Here is a 24017-nt window from a genome sequence, read left to right on the forward strand (position 1 = left end):
TACGCACTTGTCATTCTCAGCATTTGCTGTTAAAAGGCTGCTTGTCGTCGTGACGGGCAGCTCAAGCCGTGGGACGCATGAAAGTCTTCTTGTACCTTCCACGTCAGCCGTCTTGAAATTTGACGTACTATCTGCTTAAGCAAGTGGTTCCCGCTAGACTGTACAAAGTGATTTGGAAGCATGGTAATTACCTGAGGAAGGCGAATCCAAACAGAGAGATCGAGATCCCATTGAACAGATGTTCCCGTTCTGCGGGATAGTTTGTCGTCCTGGCGATGTATTGGAACTAGGTGCATGCTGGCCTGGAAATCGACGTCGTAATGCCCTCGTAAATCAAAAGTTTTTGGGGTGAAATGAACTGTTTCAATTCGATAAATGCCTTTATCCTGTGGTAGAAGGCGCAATGCGATAGTAGGCTCGATCTCAAATCCAAAATTTTTAAATTTCCCCAAGGTGAGCTTGTATGACTGTGGATCAAGAGGATGTACGCTCATAGGTGTTGCGCAGCGTTCAAACCAAGCTCGGTGGCGGTCTAAGTACTTCTCAACTGCATCACTAGAAGACAACATCTCCATCTGATCGGAGCACTGGCTGCGGTAACAGCGCACCTGGGGATCATCTCTGTAACGCAAATTGATAGTGTCGAAACGCGACAAGAGCAACAAGGTGAGAAATGGGCTGATACAGAACTAGTAAAACATGAACCAATGTAAAGCTGGCTGGAATCAGCCTTCGCTCAGTCGTTTCAGCTTGTCGATAACGGCCTCAACAGCACGGTCTGGGGTCGATGCACCTGATGTGATTCCAACAGTTACTGATCCTGCGGGAAGAAAGTCGGGCTCGCTTTTAAAATCCTCAGACAGCGGCTTATGCTCAATAGAGTTGGCGTTTACGTTGATCCTGTCTGGTGTGTCTATATGGAATGATCGGATGCCGCGGCTGATAGCAATTTCTTGAAGATGAGTGGTATTGGATGAATTGAAACCACCAATCACCACCATAAGATCTAGAGGATTGTCCACGAGCGAGAACATGGCATCCTGACGTTCCTGGGTAGCATCGCAAATCGTGTTAAATGCCAAGAAATGCTCGTCCAGCCGCGTGGGGCCATATTTGCTGAGCATGGTCTGCTCAAATAAGCGGCCGATTTCTTCGGTTTCACTTTTTAGCATTGTGGTTTGGTTCGCAACGCCGAGTCGCTCTAAATCACGGTCCGGGTCAAAGCCTTGTGAACAAGCTTTGGCGAAGCGTTGCATAAATGAAGTACGGTCGCCCTTGCCGTGTATGTAGTCGGCGACAATTTGCGCTTCTTCTAAATCCAACAAAACAAGGTATGTTCCAGCAAATGAACTTGTTGCAAGGGTTTCCTCGTGCTTCACCCTACCGTGAATTACAGAGGTGAAGGCGTGTTTTTTGTGTTTTTCCACCGTGTTCCATACCTTGGAGACCCAAGGACAGGTGGTGTCCACGATGTGACACCCTCGTTCGCTGAGGAGTTGCATTTCTTGGACCGTGGCACCAAAAGCAGGAAGAATCACTACTTCTCCAGACCTGACCACTGAAAAGTCCTTTATTCCCTGTTCGACGGGAATAAACCGGACATTCATGTCGCGCAGATGATCATTAACGGAAGGGTTATGGATGATTTCATTGGTGATCCATAAACGCTTATTGGGATAGTGACGCTGCGTTTCATAGGCCATTGCAACCGCTCGTTCTACGCCCCAGCAGAACCCAAAGGCCTCCGCTAAACGCACTTTGAGTCGGCCATGGGTCAGTTCATATCCGTTATCTCGAATGCTTCCAATCAAATCACTTTGATAAGCCCGCTTGAGACTTTCAGCCACTTCTTCAGCTCGTCCAAACCCTCGTCGGTTGTACTGTCCAGAGTGGTGGAGGGAACGCTTAAAGGCGCGGGTGTCCATGGCCTACCTTTGATCGAGTAACTTTTATGGTGCCTACGGTGAGAGCGAAATCTAATTAAAGCCCGGCCCTTCGGCCGGGCTTTAGCGCTTAAACATCCGTAAAGACTTAGTTGTTGGTTAGGAAACCAGCGTAGGCTTCCATACCGTGTTCGCCAATATCCAAACCGTCTATCTCTTCCTGCTCTGTTACGCGGATACCACCCAACAAAGCTCCAATTACTTCCCAGGCAATAAAACAGGTAACAACGGTCCAGGTGGCATAAACCCCTGCACCCAAAGCTTGGATACCGAGTTGTTCAAAACCACCACCAACCAGGAGACCGATAGGCGAGCCATCGCCCTGAATATTGAAACCCCAAAGCCCGATTACTAACGTACCCCACACACCGCAGACTCCGTGTACAGAGAAGGCGCCGACAGGATCATCAATTCCTGAAGAGTCTAGTGCAGAAACAGCAAACACGACGATAATGCCACCCACGAGGCCGGCAAACCATGAGCCTAACAAGGTGAGGCTGTGACAGCCAGCAGTCACGCTTACTAGGCCAGCTAAGATACCATTAATAATCATAGTGATGTCAGGCTTCTTGGAAGTGACTGTGGAAATCAAAGTTGCACCTATGGCACCGCCAGCAGCACCTAAGGTGGTTGTGGCGGCTAGATAAGGTACCCATTGGTCCATGGCGAGCTCAGAGCCAGGATTGAAGCCGTACCAGCCAATCCAGAGGATCAAAGCGCCGAGGGTGGCGATAGGCATGTTGTGGCCAGGAATTGCCTGCACCTTGCCCCCGACGTACTTACCAACGCGAGGGCCAAGCAATACGGCGCCGACCAAACCAGCCCAGGCACCTACAGAGTGTACGACGGATGAGCCAGCGAAGTCGATGAACCCTCTATCGCCAAAGTTGTTTAGCCAGCCACCGTTCCATGTCCAGCTACCGGCAATTGGATATATAAAGGCTGTCAATATAAGGGCGAAGATCACGAACTCACCAAACTTGATTCGTTCGGCAACAAGACCGGACACGATTGTGGCTGCGGTGCCTGCGAAAGCAGCTTGGAAAAGGAAATCAACCGTTGGAACTAAACCAGTGTCACTGATAGTTTCTGCTGTCACAGTCGGATCAAAGAACAACCCGCCGAAGTAGAGCCACTGACCGATTAGGGAGTCACCGTACATCAAGGAATAGCCCACAAACCAATATGCAGTTACCGCAAGGGCGAATACAAACAGGTTTTTGGCAAGGATATTGACGGCGTTTTTTTGACGGCACATGCCAGTTTCCACCATGGCAAAGCCAGCATTCATGAAAATCACCAGAATTGTGGCGACTAACAGCCAAAGGTTATTAATCAGGAAGCTTACCGACAATTTGGGTAATTCCTCTGCCTTAATGGAGGTTGTGAAAATGCTGAAGCCAAGCAGTGTCAGAGGGACGCAAGCAAGCCAGGTTATCGCGCGATTGGAACTGAATCCACGGATAATCTTAAAAAACATCACTGGACCATCAAGAAGACTGACTTCTCGAAGTGTTTTCCGTCGCCGTGTTTTCCGTCGCCATGGAGGCGGGGCTTGGAAGGCGGTTGTCATTTACAAAAAGGCAAAAACGCTGAGGTGCTTGGGTTCATATATCCCAGCAGATGCCCAATTTGGAACTACGCGGTCCCTCTCAATGTTTAACTTGATACCAAATCGTCAAGATGTCGTATGGGCTTCAAGCCTTGCCAGGTGATTTTGTTTGATTTGTAACGGAAACAGCAGGGAATAACCTCGACGCCGGCGCTCACGGCGGCACGAAAAAGGGAGCCATAGCAGGAATCAGCTTGATCGCCAGGTGCGAAATCGTTTACATCAGGACGACTCAAGCAAGGGATCAGAATGGCCCGTGCTTTTGGTAACACGTTCATAAGCTGTACCAAGTGTTTCTGACCCCTTTTTGTCACACTGTCTGGAAACAAGGCAGTTCGACCATCCACCCAAGTTGTATTTTTAACTTCTAAATAAACCAAGCGTTGATCAGGATTGCTCTCCGCTGGTGTGAGCAGGAGGTCGATCCGGCTACATTGGTTTTCACCGTAAGCCACCTCGGCACGGATGCTCTTTATATCGCCCAACTGGTCGACAAGGCAACCAACCTCGATCGCAGCTCGAACCAAACGATTGGGGAGGGCCGTGTTTACCCCTACCCAACAAAGTTGACCATCTGCACCGGTGACTGCGGCTTGCTCCCAGGTCCATGCCAGCTTACGTTTTGGTGAAAGTGCATGCCGTAGTCGGACCCGCTGCCCCGGGACTAGCACACCTCTCATTGAGCCTGTGTTTGCACAATGAGCCGTAACCACCTCCCCATTGTCGATTTCGATGTCGGCAAGGAAACGCTTGTAACGTTTGATCAGGACCCCCTCCTGTAAAGCTTCAAACTCCAGGAGAGGCATGTCCAACCAAACAGGACCGGTCATAGCTCTAGCAGATAGCCTTCCATGCTGTACTGATGTTTCCACAATGCGTCCACTGTTAGGGCCTGGATGTAGTGCGTTCACTTAAAGACATCGCATTAGTGGTGACCCTGGGCACTTTTCTTAGTAAAGTCGGTGGGTTAGGGCGGCAACTTGTGATTGCAGCCGCTTTTGGTGTGGGTGCTGCTTATGACGCTTACAACTACGCCTATGTGTTGCCGGGTTTCTTTTTAATCTTGCTCGGTGGCATCAATGGGCCATTACATAGCGCCATGGTGAGTGTTCTGAGCCGGCGACCTCGTGAAGAGAGTGCTTACATCCTTGCAGCATTAAACACAACGGTTAGCGCTCCGCTGTTGATGGTAACTGTTGTTTTGGTGCTTGCTGCTGATCCATTAATAACTTTGGTTGGTCCTGGCTTAAGCCCAGATGTCCATGCGATTGCTGCAATGCAATTGCGGGTGATGGCGCCGATGGCGCTCCTAGCCGGACTGATCGGACTAGGTTTCGGATCACTTAATGCGGCTAATGAATTTTGGATTCCAGCGATTTCACCACTTATGTCCAGTTTAGGGCTCATATTTAGCGTTGGCCTTCTATGGTGGTGGGCTGGAGGAGGAATTGGTGCGCCAACCCTCGCGATGCTCGGTGGAGTAGTGCTGGCAGTTGCAACGCTGGTTGGAGCATTCGTGCAATGGCTTATTCAGCTTCCAACCCTGATGCGGCAAGGCTCAGGAAAACTTAAGCTGGTGTGGTACTGGACGCATCCCGGGGTTCGTGAGGTCTGGCGAGTTATGGGGCCTGCGACACTGTCGTCCGGAATGTTGCAGATCAATGTATTCACCGATTTATTTTTTTCCTCGGCTATTACCGGAGCAGCAGCTGGTCTTAGCTACGCCAACCTACTAGTGCAGACACCGCTTGGATTAATTTCCAACGCCTTGCTAGTGCCACTATTGCCTACCTTTGCACGTCTGACTGCTCCAAGGGATCGCCCCCAGTTGCTTGCGCGTATCCGTCAAGGTCTAATTTTGTCGATGGCATCAATGGTACCGATTGGAGCGCTGTTCATCGCTTTAGGTGCTCCAATAGTGGCCCTTGTATATGAACGTGGAGCATTCGATTCTGCTGCTGCTCAGTTGGTGACAGCACTTTTAATGGCATATGGCCTTGGCATGCCGGTTTATCTCGGTCGAGATGTTTTAGTGCGGGTGTTTTACGCTCTCGGTGATGGCACTACCCCGTTCCGTTTTTCTTTGGTAGGGATTGGTCTTAATTTAGTATTCGATTGGTTATTGGTGGGGGGGCCAACTCCCTGGGGTAATCAGTCACCTTTAAACTTCGGAGCACCGGGACTGGTTCTGGCCACTGTTGGAATCAATTTCGTTACCTGTTTGGCATTGTTGCTCGAACTCAAGCGCTGCTTGCCGACGTTGACTCTTACTCTTTGGGGGGCGGATGCAGCGCGTTTACTGGTTGCTGGCCTGCTGTCAGGAGTAGCGGTTTGGGGTTTTTCAGTGCTAGCGGATTGGCCTTTGGGCTGGTTTGGTCTGCTGGCTCAGGTAGGGTTGTCGAGTGTGCTGGGTTTGGCGTTATTCGGTTTGCTCGGTTCGGCATTGGGAGTCTCCGAGGTGCGTGACATCGGCAAGATGTTCCTTCGAGGAATCCGATTGTATTAACTTAATTCCTGCAGTCTCGACTGATTTGTGTAAATTTACTCCTTATGTCGGACTTCTTTGATGTTTCTCACCTGGATTGGCAGCTCGATTAGACCAGTACCAATCGTTTGTGCACCAGAAACTGATGTAATTTTAGCTTCAATTCCAAATTCCTTAAAAGCAGTTTCCATTTCCTGAATCAGGGCCTCTTCGACTTGCTTGTCAGGGTCAACGATTTTACCAATCAAGCGTGCGCCTAACTTTCCAATGCGTTGCCGCACGACCTCACGTGCGTTGATGACCTCGATTAGCAGCACGTAGGAACTCTGTCGTCAAGTGACTTTATGAGATCTCCATAGCGAGGCCCTCATAAACCGGTCCTAAGTAACAGATTCATGGTTTTTGATAAACAAAGACTGCGTAGACTACTTATTCCCACTGAAATCCTTCTTAATGTTAAATCCTGTGTCGTAGATGGATGGATCAAACGTCATGCTCGTTCCCTCTTCCGATCAGTCGAAATTAGCTCTGTAATCGATCAGCAGTATGTCTCTAATATTTCTTCAAGGTCACGCAGCTGAGATGGAGGTAACAAACATGCCAACGGTAGTCGACTCGTGCCCCCGCCTATAGGTACCTTTACAGTTTCTGTGGCTTGACGTGCAGCTACAGCGGCCCCTTGATTAATAAAGGCACTGCACTCTATAGCAAGTGCTGCTGCGAGTCCAGCATCCCCCAGATATAAATGCCATCCGCTGACCTGGAGGTAGAGGCGATCAGCGACTGCAGCCTGAAGATCCTGCAGGTCGGAAGCTAAAAGAGACATGGCGCCAATTGAAGCATCCTTTTAGGATCATTTTAATTGGGTCTGCTTGGTTGACGCTGGGCAATCACGTTAATCAAGTGGATGGTGAGAATACTTGCCCATATTCCAGTGATCCAAGCAAGAGACGGTTCGGGAAATGGGTGCTTCATTTCCTGCAAAAACCATATACCGCTGTTGGTTGCGGCAAAAATTCCAGCATGTAAACAAAAGTTAACAATTCTTTCGAAGTGTCGATATATGGGGTCTTGAGGATTAGCAGGGCCATACCAACGGATTGGCATCATGTTGAAACTTTTCTACTGTGATTTTGGCTTGGTTACGTCTTGGTTGACGATGGGGACTTTGATAAGGTTTTATGGGTTTATTCCAGCGCTTGTAGCTCAGCGGATTAGAGCATCTGACTACGGATCAGAGGGTCGGGAGTTCGAATCTCTCCAGGCGCGTTAGAAACCGAAAAACCACCTTCTTGGTGGTTTTTTCGGTTTCTAAACAACCTGACTTAAAGGTTGTTCTTTACGATCCAGCTGCGATCATTCTAAAAAGCCATGAGCCAGATCTCCGAATTAACCATCAATATGAGTCTAACCATGGCTGATTCTGAGATTTCAAACTTAATTAATCAAGAACGTCATCGTCAAGAAAACCATTTAGAACTAATTGCTAGTGAGAACTTCACTTCACAAGCAGTAATGGAAGCCCAGGGTTCTGTACTCACCAATAAATATGCCGAGGGACTGCCAACTAAGCGTTACTACGGTGGATGTGAACACATTGATGCAATTGAAGCATTAGCAATCAATCGAGCCAAAATGTTGTTTGACGCGGCTTGGGCTAACGTTCAACCTCATAGCGGCGCACAAGCTAACTTTGCTGTGTTTTTGGCCTTATTAAAGCCCGGAGATACGGTCATGGGCCTCGATTTGTCCCATGGTGGACACCTTACCCATGGGTCACCAGTGAATGTCAGCGGTAGTTGGTTCAACGTTGTTCAGTACGGCGTGGATCCAGAGACAAAGTGTCTCAACATGGAAGTGATTCGGCGGCTCGCTATCAGGCACAGACCGAAGTTGATCATTTGTGGTTACTCTGCTTATCCCCGCAAAATCGATTTTGCGGGCTTTCGTTCTATCGCTGATGAAGTTGGTTCCTATCTTCTCGCTGACATAGCTCATATAGCTGGGCTAGTGGCAGCAGGAGTACATCCTAACCCCATTTCTTGTTGCGATGTAGTTACAACTACGACTCACAAAACTCTGCGTGGTCCTCGCGGGGGTCTAATTCTCTGTAACAACACAAAGCTTGCAAAGCAGCTTGACAAGGCCGTATTCCCCGGAACGCAAGGTGGTCCACTGGAGCACGTGATCGCAGCCAAGGCGGTTGCTTTTAAAGAAGCATTGCAGCCGTCGTTTAAAATCTATGGCAAGCAGGTAGTAGCAAACGCTCAGGCCTTGGCAAAACGGTTAATCTTAAGAGGTATTGATGTAGTGAGCGGCGGCACTGACAATCATCTAGTGCTGCTGGACCTCCGATCCATCAGAATGACTGGAAAAACAGCCGATCTTTTGATGGGTGGTGTTCACATCACTGCCAACAAGAATACGGTGCCGTTCGACCCAGAGTCTCCTTTTGTAACAAGCGGACTCCGTCTTGGTACGGCAGCGCTGACGACGCGAGGTTTTGATGTTGATGCCTTCCAGGAAGTAGCTGATGTCATTGCCGAACGCCTACATTATCCAGACGATGAGACGGTTCGCGTCCACTGTCTTGAGCGTGTTGCCGCTCTATGCCAGCGCTTTCCTCTGTATGTCAATAACAAGCAACCTGCACTGGTGTAACTCAACCAACCTGTGATGCTGCTTCGCACTCAGCTTCTTTATGGTTAGTTTCTCCTTTTAATTAGCAATTAATTAGCAAAGCCGTCCCATCTCAGGTGCCCCAGTGAACCTCGCAGCCAGCCCGATTGCGGTTGCCACGGTCATTTTCCTTGTGGCGGCTGCATTCACGATCGGATTGGTTCCTTTTGTGCGGTGTCTGGGTCTTCGCTTCGGTTTTATCGATCGACCGGATGCGCGTAAGCAGCACAGCAAGCCAATAGTGCGCGTTGGCGGCATCGCCATGGTTTGTGGATTTGTTCTTTCTCTTAGTGGAATCCCGCTGTTTGGAGGTTGTAGCCTTTTGGCTCTCGAGCAAAATCGGCTGATTTGGAGCACTCTTGCAGGTTCCCTGTGTTTCTTTCTAATCGGTTTGGCAGACGACTTGTTCATCTTGTCGCCATGGCCGCGCTTGGCCGGTCAAATTTTTGTAGCCACAGTAATCTGGGGCCAAGGTGTCCGGATCGGGGCGATTGACCTGCCGTGGCCAACATCCACTGGGTCTGTAATCAACCTTTCGGATGGCCTTAGCTTGTTGACCACTGTAGCCTGGTTGGTGGGAATCACAAATGCAATAAATTGGCTCGACGGATTAGATGGCCTTGCAGCCGGCGTGACCGGTATCGCTGCGATTGGACTGGTGTCTGTCAGCTTTTCTCTGCATCAAGTTGCGGCAGGTTTTTTGGCTGCTGCTCTGGCTGGCTGCTGTTTGGGTTTTCTTCGCCATAACTTCAATCCTGCTCGGATTTTCATGGGTGATGGTGGTTCTTATTTCCTTGGCTTTACCGTAGCTTCAGTCAGCCTAATGGGACCAGCCAGGAAGCTCTCCACAGTGAGTTTGTTATTGCCTTTGCTGATTCTTTCGTTGCCTTTGGCGGATATGTCGGCTGTGATCATGGGTCGTTTGCGGGAAGGAAGATCTCCGTTTTATCCTGACCGTCGTCACCTGCACCACCGTTTACTGCGTGCGGGCTTCAGTCATCGGCGCACCGTCTTACTGATTTACGTGTTCACACAGTGGTTGGCTTCTATAGCTTTGGTGGTTGCGAATGCCGAGATGCGCTTTCTCTGGTTAGCTCTCGCTACAGCGATTCTTGTGGCCACGGTTGTGACCAGCCGTCATCAATTGCAGACTGAGAAAGCTTTTCCCCGAGACTTCTCCAACCATGTCCGCCATTGATGTAAGTTCCCACAGTAATCACCATGGCTGAGAATGGTGTTGAGATTCTTTGTGTTGGCACTGAGCTGCTGCTTGGTGACATCCTCAACAGCAATGCACGTTGGATTGCTCAGAGGCTAGCCGGTTTAGGGCTGTCGCATTTTCGTCAGAGCGTGGTAGGTGACAATACAGATAGGATTGTCGCCGCAGTACTAGAGGCAACTAAACGTTGTCGGATTTTGATTACAACCGGAGGCTTAGGGCCAACACCCGATGACCTAACCACTGCCGCTTTGGCCACAGCATTTGACACGTCCCTTGAAGAACGTTCAGAGCTTTGGCATGAGATTCAAGCCAAGCCGTCCGAAGAAAAACATATTTCCGCCCTGAGCGATGGCTCGCAGGTGCTGCTGCCTGCGGGTGCAGAAGTTCTTCCTAATCCTTTAGGTTCTGCTCCAGGGATGATTTGGTCCCCCGTATCAGATTTTACGATTCTCACTTTTCCCGGGGTTCCATCGGAGATGCGAGCAATGTGGATAGAGACAGCAGAACCTTGGTTGCGTCGCAATGGCGGTGCCTCATCTGTTTTTATAAGTCGGAAACTTCGATTTAGCGGGATTGGCGAGTCTGATTTGGTGGAACGGATAAGAGATCTGTTGGTATCGACAAATCCTACCGTGGCTCCTTATGCCTCGCTTGGTGATGTAACGCTAAGGCTAACGGCTTCCGGGATCTCAACAATTCATGCTGAAGCCTTATTGTTACCTATGGAGACTGAGTTGCGCCAACGCACTGGTCGATTCTGCTATGGAAGTGATGAAGATACCTTGGCTTCTGTAGTGCTAGGGCTACTCAAGGAAGCTGGGCAAACCCTAGCCGTCGCCGAGTCATGTACAGGCGGCGCTCTCGGCGCTGCTCTCACAGCGGTGCCCGAATCTTCAATTTCATTTAATGGTGGAGTAATCGCTTACAGCAACACAGTAAAGCAGAAGCTTCTAGGAGTCCCTTCAATCTTATTTGATGAACACGGCGCCGTATCTGAGCCCGTAGTGACCCAGATGGTAGCAGGTCTTCGTTCTCAGTTTCGATCCGACTGGGGCATCGCTATTAGTGGTGTCGCCGGGCCAGAGGGTGGAACCGTAGAGAAGCCAGTTGGCATGGTGTATTTAGCGCTAGCGGGTCCGCAAGGCTGTGAAGCTTGGGTGCAACACTTTGGCTCTAGTCAAAGTCGATCAGCGGTGCAACAGCTAAGTGTGATTCATGCACTGGACCGTCTTCGTTTGCACCTTCTCGCTCAGTCGTAAGGTCATCATTCCCTTGCACCTTCTCGCTCAGTCGTAAGGTCATCATTCCCTGCAGTCAAAGGATTGAGTTCTGGCACCCTCTACGACAAGGTGTGGGACCTGCATCGGGTGGCTGATCTGCCCGGAGGGTCAACGCAACTGCTCGTGGGTCTCCATTTAATCCACGAAGTGACAAGCCCACAAGCATTTTCGAGCCTACGCGATAAGGGGCTAACAGTTGCCTATCCAGAAAGGACGGTGGCTACCGTAGACCACATCGTGCCAACAACATCTCAGGCTCGACCGTTTGCAGATCCTCTAGCTGAGGCAATGCTCAGCACTTTGGAGCGGAACTGTGCCGAGAACGGCATTGCTTTCAACGGTATCGGCAGCGGGCAACAGGGTATTGTGCATGTGATTGCACCCGAACTTGGTTTAACTCAACCCGGGATGACCGTTGCTTGTGGTGATTCACACACCTCAACCCATGGGGCTTTCGGTGCGATCGCTTTTGGCATTGGCACAAGTCAGGTACGCGATGTTTTAGTAAGCCAAAGCTTGGCTATAAACAAGCTCAAAGTTCGACGCATTCAGGTCAACGGACTCTTGTCAGCGGGGGTTTTTGCCAAGGATCTGATCTTGCACGTGATCCGCATGTTAGGCGTGAAGAGTGGCGTCGGTTACGCCTACGAGTTTGCAGGCTCTGCGATAGAGGCTATGTCAATGGAAGAGAGAATGACTCTTTGCAATATGACTATTGAGGGTGGTGCGCGTTGCGGGTACGTCAATCCTGATCAAACCACCTTCAAATATTTGGAGGGACGTCCTTATGCGCCCTCTGGTGCAGCTTGGGATTCTGCTGTGGCTTGGTGGCGATCTCTCGCCACCAAGCCCTCGGCTGTTGTGGACGATGAAATTATATTCGATGCAGCGGTCATCGCTCCAACGGTGACTTGGGGCATTACACCTGGACAGGGGGTAGCTATTAATGAGTGCATCCCGAGTCTCAGCGCGCTCGACCCTGATGAGCGTTCAATTGCAGAGGAAGCTTATCGCTATATGAATTTACAGCCTGGTACTCCTATTGCTGGTGTGCCTGTAGATGTGTGTTTCATCGGAAGTTGCACAAACGGTCGTCTCAGCGATCTACGTATGGCGGCTGCCGTGGTTCGAGGCCATCACGTGGTGGAAAGAGTTAAGGCATTTGTTGTGCCAGGTTCGGAACAGGTAGCTCGCGCTGCTGAGGCGGAAGGACTGGACCAAGTGTTCAGTGCAGCTGGTTTCGAATGGCGGAAACCAGGATGTTCTATGTGTCTAGCAATGAATCCAGATAGACTTGAGGGTCGTCAAATCAGCGCTAGTTCGAGTAATCGTAATTTCAAGGGACGGCAGGGGTCTACTGGTGGACGGACTTTGTTAATGAGTCCGGCAATGGTGGCAGCGGCGGCCCTACATGGTCAGGTCACCGATGTTCGCACCCTTGCTTTTTATCCAACATCCTGATGTCTAAATTCCCCAATGGCCCAATTCATCAAGTTGCTGGTACTGCTCTCATGATTCAAGGAGAGAATATTGACACCGACCGAATTATCCCGGCTCGTTTCCTGAAATGCATCAGTTTTGATGTTCTTGGAGATCAGGTTTTTGCCGATGACCGCCTAGAATTGAAAGGTAAGCATCCCTTTGATGAAAATCGTTTTCAAGGTGCTTCAATCTTGATCGTGAACAGTAATTTTGGCTGCGGTTCTAGTCGGGAACATGCTCCCCAGGCCTTGATGCGTTGGGGTATCCGTGCATTAATTGGTGCTAGTTTTGCAGAAATTTTTTTCGGAAATTGTCTTGCCCTCGGTTTGCCCTGTGCATCAGCGCCACCAGACCAAATTAAGGCAATTCAAGCCGTTGTAAATTCGGATGCATCGCGTCATTGGATCCTGGATCTTAAAAATATGACATTCGCTTCCAATCAAAATCGCTGGAGTGTTAATATCAAGCCGGGAGTAAGGGAAATGCTATTTAATGGGCAGTGGGACGCTACGTCACAGTTGCTAAAAAACAGTTCTAAGGTAAAGATGCTGATGAGTCAAATTTCTTATCTCAATAATTTTAAGAACATTTGATGATAGTAAGTAATCTATAAATCACAATTGAGACCTTTGGGAAAGGATTATGGCAATTTTAGTTTAGATTTGTTGTGCGTAGTCCGCCTCTTGAGTTTTTGACAGCATTCTTTGCGACGCGACTGTTTTATAATCTAACTTTGCGAATTTTCTGATCGCAGTTGCTTGCTTATGCTGCGATCTTCATTGCAGTGATCGGAAGAGAGCTATTTTATATACAACTTGCACTGATGTGTGCTATGGAAATTTGCGTTATGCATTGATCATCAATGTTTTGTGTGTAACATCTATACTAAATTCACCTATTTCGTTGAAATAAATCTAACCGGCGCTAATCTAAATTACTAACTAATCAGAATTGACTAGAATGCTCAATTACCGTTACCACGATCTAGTTGGTCGGTTGGATAGTAAGGTATGAAAGGCACGCCAGTTCCTTTGAAGTTGAAGTCATTTAATCGAAATCTTACTCCACTGGTTCCTTCATAAGGATTAAAGTAGGCACCAATATCATAACTACGCCGTTGCCACCGCAATTCAAGATCAGAATCGATAATTTTACCGTAATACTGAGAGCCTGGGTCAATATTTACATTTATCCATGTGCTGAGTATTAATGGGCCGACGATTTGCTGAGTGATCCCAAATCCGAGGGTTCTAAAGTCAATGATGCGATCAAACTGAAAAGGACTTACACCGTTGCTAAGAGTTATACCCCCGATGGCAGAGATTCGGGTAAAATCCAGAAATGGCTTGCTAAATGTACCAATGGTGACGCTAGGTCCTCCGCTGAGGCCAAGGTTTTTCTGATGAGCATCTCTGCGGTAGATCATCACGGCCCCGTTGATGTTGGTAGTAAAACTCAAACCTGGAATGATGGCCACTGGCGAATAGCGATAAGCTTCCATCGGTGTTAATTTTGCTGCCTTTCCCTGCCATAAATGGAAGTTGCTGCTCAGTGAAGCGAATAAACTGGCCCGTCCACTTCGCAACATACGGTCTTCATTGTAGCCGTCTGCTGCTGCTGCGTAGTAGTCACCGACGGCACCTCGAACTAAATAGCGGTGTCTGATGTCAACAATACCATCTTGCGACCATTCACCGCTCTTTTCTCCGTACAAGCCATAAGCAGCTTGGATATCTGTTTCACCTAGCGAGCCATTCCAGGTCCGGTAGCGGTAGGCGCTGAAAAGGTTAGCTTTAATTTCGCCAAATAAACCCAGATTGATTTTGCGGGCGAAATCGGCCCAGTATCGACTTCCATCAAGCAAAAAGTTGCCGTTAAGACTACTGATGTCGACCTCGGCATTAAGGCGATAGTCACCGATCAAACTTTTTAGTTTGGCTTCAAGGCCAAAAACGTTGTATATATTTTTCCCGTTGCTATTAACTGCACGTTGCAGAAGCAACTGAGGTTGCAGGGACAATTCGGTGTTGTCGCCGATCATGAGGGTTTGGAGTGTTCGTCCTACAAACAGACCGTCACGGTCATTATCATCAATGCCAACTACCCAGCGGTTCTCAACCTCTTTCTCTTTCTGAATAAGCTGACTGCGTATCACCGGAATCGGAAATCGTTCATCGATGATCAACCGATTTCTTTGTGTAGAAATCAGCAGATCACCATTAGGCCGTTCTCGTGTGACAACACCTTCGGCATCAATTCGGAATTGCGCGGGAGTGAATGGATCATTACTGAAACTCATTCGATCCGCTTGCCAACCCTTAGCAGTAACTCGGACTCGGTTAGCTTGAAACCGCCATCGGGTAATTATTCTGTTTAAGTTTCCCGAATGAGGTAATTTGACTACGCCAATATGACTTTCTTCTCCAATAGATGAGTTACGATGGCCGATGGGGATACCACCACGGCGTTCTATAAAAAAATTGCCGGTTAGCTCAACATTGGAAACTCGTTGATCAATCTTTTTGATGGCTGCGGTGCGTTGTGCTTGTTGTTCAGAGGGTAAGATTGCCAAGGATTTAGGGTCCTTTGGTTTTGGCACATGCCCCTGAAGATTGTCCCTATCCCCCAGTGTGATCGATTCCAAGCGCTCTAACAGCGAACTTGGATAAGCACGCTCAGCTCTGTCGGGATCTGGGCAGCCTTCTGGAGGTGGCATTTCTGCAAAATTGGTGGTTGGGAAATCTTGTCCCCAGCGGTAGCGCAATCCAAGCAAGTAGGCGTTGCCTCCCGTAGTGACATCTTTGTCAGTGCCGAAAACCCTCGCTTGATGCTTAATTCGACCAACCAAGGAAATATCTGATGAAACCGTTGCTTCCAGCTCAAAGCCTAGGCGGTTGAATAAATGCGAATAATTGTCTCGGTGGGTGTATCCGTATAAGCTTTGATTGACGCCGTAACCAGCCTCCCCGATTAGGCCAAGGCTCAGCCAGGGCTGCACCCATAAGTGAGCCCCAATGCTGAGCACGCCTTCTCTAAAGCTTTGAACCGAAAGATCTCCATAGGGGTAGTTTTGGTTGCCTTCCCCGCCGGTTTGCTGTTTGGCGATATGTCTAAAAAAATCAGCTCCGATCTTTAGAGCAAACGGGCCAGTTCGGAAAATGCGTTTCTGTACTCCAACACCGATAAATATTCCCGGACGTATATTTTCACTGAATAAAACGGTGTCGCCAAGGAAAGCATCAACCAATTGACCACCCCAGGCGGTAAGTGCCCATGGCTGCGTGTACCAGTCCTGTACGGAGGGCAATAACGGCGGACAAGCTAATGATGTTGGGCTCTCTTGAGCGGTATTGCGTTGCACGGCTTTGTTATACCGTGCCACGAGGCGAGGTGAAACTTGGTTGGTGACTGGGTTTTCAACTGTGTTTTTCGCTCTGTCGCTAGGAGCCTCGAACTTAATAACCCCGTAGACGTCGTCGAGTTCTCCCTCGCCTTGAAGGAGATTGTATCGCAAACTTGAGGCTTGAAAATATTGATTTCTACGCCGTAGCCGAACTGAGCCGTGCGCAAAGAGTGTTCGAAATTTACTGTTAAACTCGATGCGATCAGCTTGAAGCTCTGCCTCATTACCCAATTGCATACTAGCGTTACCTTCCGCAATCGTGATATTTAGTCTGCTGTCATAAGATTGACGGTCGGCTTTGAGGTTGAGCTGATTAGTAACAGTTGCATTAGAGCGCAGAAAATCACCAGCTGCAGCAGAGCTTGACCAATTAACCAAACAAGTGCCTACTGCCAAAAATTTTGTGACAGTAGTAGCGAGGCGGAGAGCCGTCAATGAACTTCTCCCCGCCACCAGTGAGTTTAACAGCTCAAAGGCAAAGAAGGTGAGCAATCAAATCGATGCTTGGTGTGATCTGATCGGGTTTATTTAATCTTCCAGGTCCTTACGACTTGGCGTGCGGCTTGGGTCGCTCGCCAAGAAGCCGAACACGAAGATACCTAGAAAAAAGAAGACGACCGAGTAAACGGAGATTTTAAGGGCAAGCATGGAGACCGACCGGCGTCTGTGACATCAGCATCATCTTATGGGAAGTGACAGGCTCACAAATAGGATCACCCCATGCAAGGTGAACGATCGGAGTGGATTGAAACGTTTCGCAGTCGTACGCGTCGGGATTTGCAATCTCAATGGCGCCGTTCTGGTGCCGCAGGATCAAGACCTTTTTTAGAGGAGCCGTGGGGAGGAAAATACCGTCTAGACTGGACTTCTCGGGGTTTATTGGTTTGGCCACGTGGCCGTCAGTGGGTGCGACTTGAGCAACGGTTAATTTGGCCAGATTCCTGGCGTCAAATGCAAGCCAGCCATGCCCGTTTAGCAATGAGTTGGTGGGCAGAGCAAATGCGATTTTGGGTGGATGGTGTTCTCATTCACGAGGGTGATTTATTTGATACGACCTGTCGTTGGCGAGTGCCGAAACACTGTCAACTAGGAGCCATCCTGCGACTTCAACTTGAGTTGTGCAGCCCTCTGCATGATGACGGCGCTTTGATCAGTACCCAATTAGATTTGGAGCCCGACGATCCAGTAGCAGATTCAGATTTCAGTCTGGTACCAGAAGCACTAATGTTGCATTTGACTGCGGGTGGTTCTCTCCCTGCCAATTGGTATGAGCTAGAACCCGATGGACCAGATGCTTTGTATGCCGTGGTCAAGCAGCTCCGTGCTGCCGCGCCAACGCAAGGAGAGATTTTTTGGATAGCCCACGCTCATCTTGATCTAGCTTGGTTATGGCCAGTGGCTGATACTTGGCAAGCCGCAGAGCAAACTTTTCGTTCTGTGTTGGACTTGATGAAGCACTGGCCTGAGCTTCGTTTTTCCCAATCCACCCCAGCGCTTTACGCTTGGATGGAGCGTCATCGCCCTGTCCTATTTAGTGAGATTCAAGCCGCAAGTCAAGCTAGGCGATGGGAACCGGTCAATGGCCCATGGGTGGAAACCGACTGTGTGCTGATCAGTACAGCGTCGCTGTGGCAGCAGTTTTCGATTGGTCAGCAATACAGTCAAAAGACGTTTCCCAATTGGAAACACAACCTCGCTTGGTTGCCTGACAGCTTTGGGTTCGGCGCTGGTCTGCCGGCTGTGGCCTCTTCAACAGGCGTGCGTTGGTTCTGCACCCATAAATTAGCTTGGAATGCTGTGAATACTTTCCCTCATAGGTTATTTCGCTGGCGTAGTCGTGGAGGCTTGGTAGTAAACAGCTTAATGCTTCCACCAATCGGGCGCCGAGGTGATCCGATGGACATGCTTCAAGAGCAGTGTAGTTGGCGAATGCAAACGGGGCATGATTCTGCTCTTTGGATTCCTGGCGTGGGAAATCATGGTGGTGGACCCACAGAAGAGATGCTAGAGCAAATACAACTCTGGGATTCGCAACCCTCGGCTGTATCAATGCACGACGGCACGGTTCGAGACTTCCTTACAGAACTTGATCCTGTTGTAGAGCGCCTGCCGATCTGGTGTGATGAGCTTTATCTTGAGCGACATCGAGGTTGTGCAACCAGTCGTCCAGATCAAAAACGTCATAATCGGATATTGGAGAGGCTTTTGCGTGAAGCTGATAGTGCGTCCGCCCTCCTTGCCCTCAAAGGTCAATTGATTGCCAACAGCGATTGGCGGACTCTGCTGTTTCATCAATTTCACGATATTCTTCCTGGTACATCGATCCCAGAGGTCTTTGATCAGGCTGATCCAATTTGGCGAGATGCCCGGCGTCAAGCACGTCAACGACGCGATCGCGGGCTAGCCACACTTTTGAACGCACATTGTGATTCTACAATGGATCACCATTGGGTATGGTGTGCGCTGCAACCGTTGGCGCATTGGTCTCCAATACTTCGGTTACCAGTCGGCGGTTGGAATGTTGCAGGAGAACAACTGCCTCAGCAAGCCTCCTCGGTTGGCGGCACCTGGGTGCAGTTGCCGCCTCAACAGGGAATCAGCTCTGTGTCGTTGGAGCGTCAGCCATTAGAGCCTAAAGAGACCCCTAGGCCAAGGGGCCCTGTGATAGTCCAGGAGCCAAGTCTAGGTGTTTGGCGAATAGGTAATGGTTTGATTGAATTGGATTGCTCAGCAGAGGGTCTACTTCAGATTCGAGATCGAGACGGACGAGAGCAATTGGCTACTCCACTTCATTTGGAGCGCTATCGCGATCGTGGTGAGTTCTGGGATGCTTGGGATCTTGCAGCGGACTATCGGGAGCATCCTCTAGGAGTTGAAGCGATTGGTCCGTTGCAGTGGATTGAGCGAGGTCCACTAGTGGCTCATGTGGTACTCAAGCGGCAGTTTGGATCTAGTCGTCTACGGTTGGATTTACGTTTGCAAGCGGACCAACCTTGGCTGGAGCTGATTCTTAACATTGATTGGTATCAATGTCATGAAGTGCTGCGGTTGGAACTTCCTTTAGCGCAACCCGCAGTACGCGTGGCGGCTGATACTAGTGGCGGTGTAATCGAGCGTCCGGCGATGCCCAAAACAAAAAGAGAAGCGACGCGATGGGAGCTGCCTGTTATTTCATGGATGGCTTCCCAAGCCGCTGCGCCTGGGGGTGGCCTTGCGGTGTTGCTGGATGGACCACAGGGTGTGGATTGGGAGCCAGATCGCTTAGGTGTATCACTATTACGTGGGCCAACGTGGCCAGATCCCGGTGCAGATCGCGGTCAGCATAAACATCGGTTGGCGTTGATGCCGATTGCAGGATCCTGGAACGCTGCTGGCGTGGGACAAGCCGCCATTGCTTTTCGGGAACCAGGCTGGTGCCGACCATTACAAGGCATTGCCAAGACTTGGTTCCCCCCGCTGCCTCCATCACTAAACCCCGTCTCCCTTCAGAGTGACTCTGACATGGTCGTTTGTCTGCGCCTATTCAACGCCGGACCATCTCGCTGTCAATGGCGCCCTGGTCACAACTGGACAATCCACCGCTATGGAGAAGACATGTCCTCAAAACAGGTGATGATTGGCCCGGGGAAGCTTGTTGAGCTAAGACTGCGTCAATCGTCGTGATCGTCAAAAGGATCATCCAACTCTTTTGAAGGTGGGCCGAAGGCCTGGTAGACGCCAAATCCCGTGAGACCAAGCACGACAGCGAGCATGCCGAGTGCAATAGACAGGGCTGAGGACGACGTTTCCATCACGACATCTTGATAAGATCCAGCCCCGAATCGTAGCGGACCCCTACAGTGCTCACATTATCTTTCACTAAGTAAAAGCCCAAGCGTCACTATGGCTCAGCGCACCCGTCTTGGGGACCTTCTCCGCCCCTTAAACTCTGAATATGGTAAGGTAGTTCCGGGTTGGGGAACAACCCCAGTTATGGGGATTTTTATGGCCCTATTTTTGGTTTTTCTCCTGGTAATTCTTCAGCTGTATAACAAATCCTTGATCCTCGAGGGCATCAATGTCAACTGGAATGGCCTTGGTTAGGGGCGGGTTATGAATGTGTTTGGCGTCGGGCTTCCCGAAATGGTGGTCATCGCTGCTGTTGCGTTATTGGTCTTTGGTCCGAAGCGTTTACCTGAACTCGGTCGAACATTGGGCAAGACCTTGAAAGGATTCCAGTTTGCCTCCAAGGAATTTGAACGAGAAATTAACAAGGCTATGGCTGAATCTGAAACAGTTGTTTCTACTGATCATCAGTCTAAAAAAGAGCTTCCCCCAAGAGCTTGAGGTTGGTGGTCCAGCATCTTCGTCTTGTTGTCGGTTTGGGTAATCCTGGGCCGGGGTACAGCGGTACTCGTCACAACATTGGCTTTATGGTTCTCGAGCGGTTAGCACGACGCGAAGGCTTCGATTTTCGGCGACGAGATAAACTACATGGCTTGGAAGCTGATACAGGTCTGGGTGATCGGCGGCTGCGCTTGCTCATGCCTCAGACCTTTATGAACGATAGTGGTCGCTCGATTCGGGCTGCATTAGATTGGTACGGCTTTCAACCAGAACAAATTCTGGTGCTGGTCGATGATATGGATCTTCCACTTGGGCGATTGCGACTAAGAGGTCAAGGCGGTGCAGGTGGGCACAACGGTCTCCAAAGCACAATTCAATATCTAGGTACTTCGGTGTTCCCCAGGCTCCGCATTGGGATTGGCGCGCCGGCTGAGAATCCAGCCGAACGGCGAGCACTCACGGTATCCCATGTACTCAGTCCCTTCAGTCGATCTGAACAGTCCTGTGTCAACGCCGTTCTCGATGTCGCTCTAGATGGCCTGGACCGCCTTAAGGAGCAGGGCATTGAGCAAGCTAGAACATGGATCAATGGATTCCGTTATTCACCCGCTCCTGAGATGTGATTGCGATATTCCCTGCCAAAATGTAAATCTTCGCTTATCAGGACAGTATTTTTAAAATCAGCGAGTGCCAGAAGAAGTTCCTATAAAAAGGGGAGTTTCTTTGACCTTTTGACTGCGAAGAAATTGACAGCAAAACTTTTACTGGGAAGAGCATTGGTTCAAAGTTCCCTGCTGTGTTTCCTTGTTTATTTCATTTATATAAACCCTTGATAAGGGTTTAGTGTTAATAGTGATTTCACAGTTCGGGCCAAGTTTTAAGCGAAAAATCAGGAGGTGGTCCTGGCCAAGCGCAACGATATCCAAGGTGGTCCTCCAGCATTACCAGTGCAGCTATGGCATCTAATTCCTTAGGGGGCAATCTCAACCCTGTAGGCAGTAAGCGTTGCCAACCTTTTGGTGGCCACAACTCCCAATACCGACGACGCGCCCGCAGGGTAGTGCCATACTCATTAACCCGGTGGATTTTAGCAAGACCAGTAAAAGCGCGAATCCATTGAGTACCACCTGTGCCATTTCCAATGATAATGCGATCAAGAAGTTGATGCCGCGCCCATTTATTCACAAGCTTGAGAACGGCGGTAGGTAACACAACATGACCAGCTAAAACGCGGCTTTGTCTATAATCAACCAGAATTAAGCCGCACTTGCTTCGTCCTGGATCTAGCGCTATCAGCAGGTTCAAAGGATCGACTTCACGACCACGAAGATTGGGTCAGCGCTGTTGCTGTCACGCGCGGATATCGCCTGCAAGGTGACTTCCCTCTCGGGCTGGTCCATTAGTGTTTGTCCGAGATAAGCCAATGCACCACCATCGAACCGCAGACTTGCGGCTAGGGATCCGCGTCGTTTTGCTTCTGCGTAGGCCGATGTAAGTAGCAAGTTTAGACGAGTACGGATGGTTGCGTTGTTGCGTTCAGTAGGAGTAAATCTTACGGAAGCTAGGATATCTCCTGAGAGGGCCACTAAACGATTTGGATAGACTTCTGGGAAAGCGTAGACCACAGATTCTCCCCGTAAAACGTTGGCTGCCGATCGCATCGATATCACCCATATGCCTGGTTCACTAATAATTTCTCGCAAACGCTTTATATCGCTCTGAGGGACGCGAACAATTTGCTGATCAGGAAGTTCTCCAGGTAAAACTTTACTGTAAGCATTGAAATTGGCCGCTCGAAGCAGATGATCCACCATCTTTTTGCTCTGATCAACTGACTCTGTCCGGATCGTGGCAGTGGCCAAGACTTGACCACTGCTGAGCACCACGGCACCACGGCACCACGGCGTAAGGCGACAAGATTGCGCTCAAGATCATTTAATTCCTTCTTTCCGAGCTTGATTTGATTGCGCACCCTGCCGAGTTCAGCTTCTTTTCGTTGGATGTCAACGTCGCGGTCTGCGATATCACGACTGAGTCGATCTTTATCTGTTTCGAGGTCTTGACGTTGCTTTTGCAAAAGTGTCAGCTCTTGCCGGAGAGTATCGGCACGTCGCCGTGCTACCCCAAGCCTATCCTCAGCGCGGGCTGTAGCAGATCGCGCTTCTACGCGCTCGCGCTTAGCGGCGTCTAACCGCTCACGGCTCTCTTTTAATCGCGCCTGTAGCGTGTCCAACTCAAAGAGACCAACTCGTAGTCGCCGGCTGACTAGCAGCATCAAGCCAAACGAAATAGCGCTAATCAGGCTACCAGTTAATATAGTAATGACCACGGCCGTGCGGCGTGGACGCATGTTAAATAAGCGAAGGCGGGCTTTCCCTACGCGGCTGCCTAAGCGGTCGCCGAGAGTCGATAAGGCTGCTCCAAGCACCAGCAAAGAGAGGATCAGTAGCCACCCACTCATGGACCACTAAGGCCTCCACTAGGAATGCAATCAGCTGAATCGCTTAGCCAAGGCAGTCGGGTCGAGGACCGTAATCTTTTTACGGTCAATTTGCACGAGACCCGATTGCCGCAGATCTCCTAGCAGACGCGTAATTGTGACGCGTGTTGAGCCAATTGCTTCAGCTATTGCCTGATGGGAAAGGCGCAGATCAATCGTAATTCCTAAAGAGTCAGGTACCCCAAAGTCTCTACAGAGCACAAGAAGAAAACTCACAAGACGGGAGGACATGTCTCGATGAGTAAGAGTTTCAATCATTGTTTCAGTCTGCAGAATTCGACTAGACAGACCCTGTAGGAGGCGGAGCCCCACAGAGGTGTCTGCTTCAATCGCTGTTCGAACCGATGCTGCCGGTGCTGTCACCATCTCAACACGAGTGAATGCTACTGCGTGGTAGAAACGATCAGAGCGTTGACCCGTCAACAACGACAGCACACCAAATAGGCTGTTTTCTCTTAGCAGTGCGACGGTGATTTCTTCGCCGGATTCATAAACTCTTGATAAACGCACAGCGCCGCGCCGAATGAGGTAGACGCGTTCTGCGGGGTCCCCCGGGAAGAAGATTGTTTTGTTGCGTTCCACCAGCTCGGTGTTGGCACCGTCAAGATCGCGAATGATATCTAGCAAAGAAGTAAATCCCGGCTGCTGAGCAGGCGTAATCGCATTGCCGAGCGGTACGTAGTGAGTGAAACCAGTGCTGGTGCTCATCGGTTTACCGCTATTAACGGAAAAGTTACGAGTCTGACTCGGGGAGCTCTACAACCATTATCACGCATTGGCCTCCTACTCAGATTTTCAGTACTTGCATCTATATCCCCGTTGCTTATCCTAATCTCGGCCGCACATGTTAGCAGGCGGCGACTGCAGGAGACTCTTTTTGCGGTTTCCTGCACTCTCGATCGTTGTAAACCGTTCTAACCATACCTGTTTTGAGTCAGATTTCCGCCTGACTGTCATAAAAGTCGAGCGCCTAATCGACTGCAGCCACTTTAAGGCTACAGTCGATTAGGCGCTGAATGTTTTGGATTTAGCCCAACAGCTTCTTTAACTCGTATTTCTGACGTTGCGGTGTGGAATCTAGGGAA

At 49.7% G+C, this 24017-nt stretch carries 22 protein-coding genes, 1 tRNA gene and 1 pseudogene; 11 read left to right on the forward strand and 13 right to left on the reverse strand.

Features of this window, described 5'->3' with window-relative positions; genetic code table 11:
• Nucleotides 1-29: 29 nt before the first annotated feature.
• The 4 genes from ABWV55_RS02300 to sfsA form a co-directional block, all read right to left on the reverse strand.
• Nucleotides 30-665, reverse strand: a complete 636-nt coding sequence (locus ABWV55_RS02300) for a DUF1997 domain-containing protein (RefSeq protein ID WP_353292120.1) — start codon at nucleotides 663-665, stop codon at nucleotides 30-32.
• Nucleotides 666-725: 60 nt separating this feature from the next.
• Complete coding sequence (locus tag ABWV55_RS02305; protein WP_353292121.1) at nucleotides 726-1925, reverse strand: 4-hydroxy-3-methylbut-2-enyl diphosphate reductase; 1200 nt, start codon at nucleotides 1923-1925, stop codon at nucleotides 726-728.
• A gap of 106 nt (nucleotides 1926-2031) precedes the next feature.
• Complete coding sequence (locus ABWV55_RS02310) at nucleotides 2032-3516, reverse strand: ammonium transporter (protein ID WP_353292122.1); 1485 nt, start codon at nucleotides 3514-3516, stop codon at nucleotides 2032-2034.
• Nucleotides 3517-3602: 86 nt separating this feature from the next.
• Nucleotides 3603-4361: a DNA/RNA nuclease SfsA gene (gene sfsA, locus ABWV55_RS02315; protein ID WP_353292516.1), complete on the reverse strand. Its 759-nt coding sequence runs from the start codon at nucleotides 4359-4361 to the stop codon at nucleotides 3603-3605.
• An 86-nt stretch (nucleotides 4362-4447) separates the two neighbouring features.
• Between sfsA and murJ the strand changes: the two genes are divergently transcribed.
• Nucleotides 4448-6061, forward strand: coding sequence for a murein biosynthesis integral membrane protein MurJ (gene murJ / locus ABWV55_RS02320; RefSeq protein WP_353292517.1), 1614 nt, complete (start codon nucleotides 4448-4450; stop codon nucleotides 6059-6061).
• A gap of 35 nt (nucleotides 6062-6096) precedes the next feature.
• On the opposite strand, the gene ABWV55_RS02325 is transcribed toward murJ, so the two are convergent.
• The 3 genes from ABWV55_RS02325 to ABWV55_RS02335 form a co-directional block, all read right to left on the reverse strand.
• Complete coding sequence (locus tag ABWV55_RS02325; protein WP_353292123.1) at nucleotides 6097-6357, reverse strand: cytochrome-c oxidase; 261 nt, start codon at nucleotides 6355-6357, stop codon at nucleotides 6097-6099.
• Nucleotides 6358-6578: 221 nt separating this feature from the next.
• Complete coding sequence (locus tag ABWV55_RS02330; protein WP_353292124.1) at nucleotides 6579-6866, reverse strand: DUF3181 family protein; 288 nt, start codon at nucleotides 6864-6866, stop codon at nucleotides 6579-6581.
• Nucleotides 6867-6898: 32 nt separating this feature from the next.
• The gene (locus ABWV55_RS02335) at nucleotides 6899-7147 is read right to left on the reverse strand and encodes a hypothetical protein (protein WP_353292518.1); all 249 of its coding nucleotides are present in this window, start codon (nucleotides 7145-7147) and stop codon (nucleotides 6899-6901) included.
• 88 nt (nucleotides 7148-7235) lie between these two features.
• Between ABWV55_RS02335 and ABWV55_RS02340 the strand changes: the two genes are divergently transcribed.
• The 6 genes from ABWV55_RS02340 to leuD all read left to right on the forward strand — a co-directional run bounded on the left by ABWV55_RS02340 (nucleotide 7236) and on the right by leuD (nucleotide 13296).
• Nucleotides 7236-7309 (forward strand) — tRNA-Arg (locus tag ABWV55_RS02340).
• A gap of 102 nt (nucleotides 7310-7411) precedes the next feature.
• The gene (gene glyA / locus ABWV55_RS02345; protein WP_353292125.1) at nucleotides 7412-8701 is read left to right on the forward strand and encodes a serine hydroxymethyltransferase; all 1290 of its coding nucleotides are present in this window, start codon (nucleotides 7412-7414) and stop codon (nucleotides 8699-8701) included.
• 103 nt (nucleotides 8702-8804) lie between these two features.
• Entirely contained in the window at nucleotides 8805-9917 is a 1113-nt protein-coding gene (locus tag ABWV55_RS02350; RefSeq protein WP_353292126.1) for an MraY family glycosyltransferase, read from the forward strand.
• 23 nt (nucleotides 9918-9940) lie between these two features.
• Nucleotides 9941-11200 (forward strand): competence/damage-inducible protein A, encoded by a 1260-nt coding sequence (locus tag ABWV55_RS02355; protein ID WP_353292127.1) that lies wholly within the window; start codon nucleotides 9941-9943, stop codon nucleotides 11198-11200.
• Nucleotides 11201-11263: 63 nt separating this feature from the next.
• Nucleotides 11264-12682 carry a 3-isopropylmalate dehydratase large subunit gene (gene leuC, locus ABWV55_RS02360; protein ID WP_353292128.1) on the forward strand — a complete coding sequence of 473 codons (1419 nt, stop codon included), beginning with the start codon at nucleotides 11264-11266 and terminating at the stop codon, nucleotides 12680-12682.
• Nucleotides 12682-13296, forward strand: a complete 615-nt coding sequence (gene leuD, locus ABWV55_RS02365) for a 3-isopropylmalate dehydratase small subunit (protein WP_353292129.1) — start codon at nucleotides 12682-12684, stop codon at nucleotides 13294-13296. Before leuC ends, leuD begins: the two co-directional genes overlap by 1 nt.
• A 371-nt stretch (nucleotides 13297-13667) precedes the next feature.
• On the opposite strand, the gene ABWV55_RS02370 is transcribed toward leuD, so the two are convergent.
• Together ABWV55_RS02370 and ABWV55_RS02375 are read right to left on the reverse strand one after the other, a co-directional pair.
• Complete coding sequence (locus ABWV55_RS02370) at nucleotides 13668-16559, reverse strand: DUF3769 domain-containing protein (protein WP_353292130.1); 2892 nt, start codon at nucleotides 16557-16559, stop codon at nucleotides 13668-13670.
• Nucleotides 16560-16634: 75 nt separating this feature from the next.
• Nucleotides 16635-16754, reverse strand: coding sequence for a photosystem II reaction center protein I (locus ABWV55_RS02375; protein ID WP_006042333.1), 120 nt, complete (start codon nucleotides 16752-16754; stop codon nucleotides 16635-16637).
• Nucleotides 16755-16826: 72 nt separating this feature from the next.
• Here ABWV55_RS02375 and ABWV55_RS02380 point away from each other — a divergent pair, with 72 nt between their 5' ends.
• Complete coding sequence (locus ABWV55_RS02380) at nucleotides 16827-19769, forward strand: glycoside hydrolase family 38 C-terminal domain-containing protein (protein WP_353292131.1); 2943 nt, start codon at nucleotides 16827-16829, stop codon at nucleotides 19767-19769.
• Here the strand turns inward: ABWV55_RS02380 and psbN are convergent.
• Entirely contained in the window at nucleotides 19757-19897 is a 141-nt protein-coding gene (gene psbN, locus ABWV55_RS02385) for a photosystem II reaction center protein PsbN (protein WP_353292132.1), read from the reverse strand. The genes ABWV55_RS02380 and psbN overlap by 13 nt on opposite strands.
• 91 nt (nucleotides 19898-19988) lie before the next feature.
• Between psbN and psbH the strand changes: the two genes are divergently transcribed.
• The 3 genes from psbH to pth are packed head-to-tail and all read left to right on the forward strand — an operon-like array spanning nucleotide 19989 to nucleotide 21055.
• Entirely contained in the window at nucleotides 19989-20189 is a 201-nt protein-coding gene (gene psbH / locus ABWV55_RS02390; protein WP_007099746.1) for a photosystem II reaction center protein PsbH, read from the forward strand.
• 9 nt (nucleotides 20190-20198) lie between these two features.
• Nucleotides 20199-20432, forward strand: coding sequence for a TatA/E family twin arginine-targeting protein translocase (locus tag ABWV55_RS02395; protein WP_353292133.1), 234 nt, complete (start codon nucleotides 20199-20201; stop codon nucleotides 20430-20432).
• A 5-nt stretch (nucleotides 20433-20437) separates the two neighbouring features.
• Nucleotides 20438-21055 (forward strand): aminoacyl-tRNA hydrolase, encoded by a 618-nt coding sequence (gene pth, locus ABWV55_RS02400; RefSeq protein WP_353292134.1) that lies wholly within the window; start codon nucleotides 20438-20440, stop codon nucleotides 21053-21055.
• Between the two features lie 235 nt (nucleotides 21056-21290).
• Here pth and ABWV55_RS02405 read toward each other — a convergent pair whose 3' ends face one another.
• From ABWV55_RS02405 to ntcA, 3 genes and pseudogenes are all read right to left on the reverse strand, one after another.
• Nucleotides 21291-21737 carry a resolvase gene (locus ABWV55_RS02405; RefSeq protein ID WP_353292135.1) on the reverse strand — a complete coding sequence of 149 codons (447 nt, stop codon included), beginning with the start codon at nucleotides 21735-21737 and terminating at the stop codon, nucleotides 21291-21293.
• Nucleotides 21734-22893, reverse strand: a pseudogene (locus tag ABWV55_RS02410) (DUF3084 domain-containing protein). Before ABWV55_RS02410 ends, ABWV55_RS02405 begins: the two are co-directional and overlap by 4 nt.
• A 30-nt stretch (nucleotides 22894-22923) precedes the next feature.
• Nucleotides 22924-23640 carry a global nitrogen regulator NtcA gene (ntcA, locus tag ABWV55_RS02415; protein ID WP_353292136.1) on the reverse strand — a complete coding sequence of 239 codons (717 nt, stop codon included), beginning with the start codon at nucleotides 23638-23640 and terminating at the stop codon, nucleotides 22924-22926.
• Nucleotides 23641-24017 lie beyond the last annotated feature (377 nt).

This window comes from Synechococcus sp. M16CYN (assembly GCF_040371545.1).
Classification (GTDB): Bacteria; Cyanobacteriota; Cyanobacteriia; order PCC-6307; family Cyanobiaceae; genus Parasynechococcus.

Excerpts from the sequence above, each read along its gene's own strand:
- ABWV55_RS02305 (WP_353292121.1), bottom strand. The coding sequence starts at position 1,925 with ATGGACACCCGCGCCTTTAAGCGTTCCCTCCACCACTCTGGACAGTAC.
- ABWV55_RS02310 (WP_353292122.1), bottom strand. The coding sequence starts at position 3,516 with ATGACAACCGCCTTCCAAGCCCCGCCTCCATGGCGACGGAAAACACGG.
- sfsA (WP_353292516.1), bottom strand. The coding sequence starts at position 4,361 with ATGCCTCTCCTGGAGTTTGAAGCTTTACAGGAGGGGGTCCTGATCAAA.
- ABWV55_RS02330 (WP_353292124.1), bottom strand. The coding sequence starts at position 6,866 with ATGTCTCTTTTAGCTTCCGACCTGCAGGATCTTCAGGCTGCAGTCGCT.
- ABWV55_RS02335 (WP_353292518.1), bottom strand. The coding sequence starts at position 7,147 with ATGCCAATCCGTTGGTATGGCCCTGCTAATCCTCAAGACCCCATATAT.
- glyA (WP_353292125.1), top strand. The coding sequence starts at position 7,412 with ATGAGCCAGATCTCCGAATTAACCATCAATATGAGTCTAACCATGGCT.
- ABWV55_RS02355 (WP_353292127.1), top strand. The coding sequence starts at position 9,941 with ATGGCTGAGAATGGTGTTGAGATTCTTTGTGTTGGCACTGAGCTGCTG.
- leuD (WP_353292129.1), top strand. The coding sequence starts at position 12,682 with ATGTCTAAATTCCCCAATGGCCCAATTCATCAAGTTGCTGGTACTGCT.
- ABWV55_RS02375 (WP_006042333.1), bottom strand. The coding sequence starts at position 16,754 with ATGCTTGCCCTTAAAATCTCCGTTTACTCGGTCGTCTTCTTTTTTCTA.
- ABWV55_RS02380 (WP_353292131.1), top strand. The coding sequence starts at position 16,827 with ATGCAAGGTGAACGATCGGAGTGGATTGAAACGTTTCGCAGTCGTACG.
- psbN (WP_353292132.1), bottom strand. The coding sequence starts at position 19,897 with ATGGAAACGTCGTCCTCAGCCCTGTCTATTGCACTCGGCATGCTCGCT.
- psbH (WP_007099746.1), top strand. The coding sequence starts at position 19,989 with ATGGCTCAGCGCACCCGTCTTGGGGACCTTCTCCGCCCCTTAAACTCT.
- ABWV55_RS02395 (WP_353292133.1), top strand. The coding sequence starts at position 20,199 with ATGAATGTGTTTGGCGTCGGGCTTCCCGAAATGGTGGTCATCGCTGCT.
- ntcA (WP_353292136.1), bottom strand. The coding sequence starts at position 23,640 with ATGAGCACCAGCACTGGTTTCACTCACTACGTACCGCTCGGCAATGCG.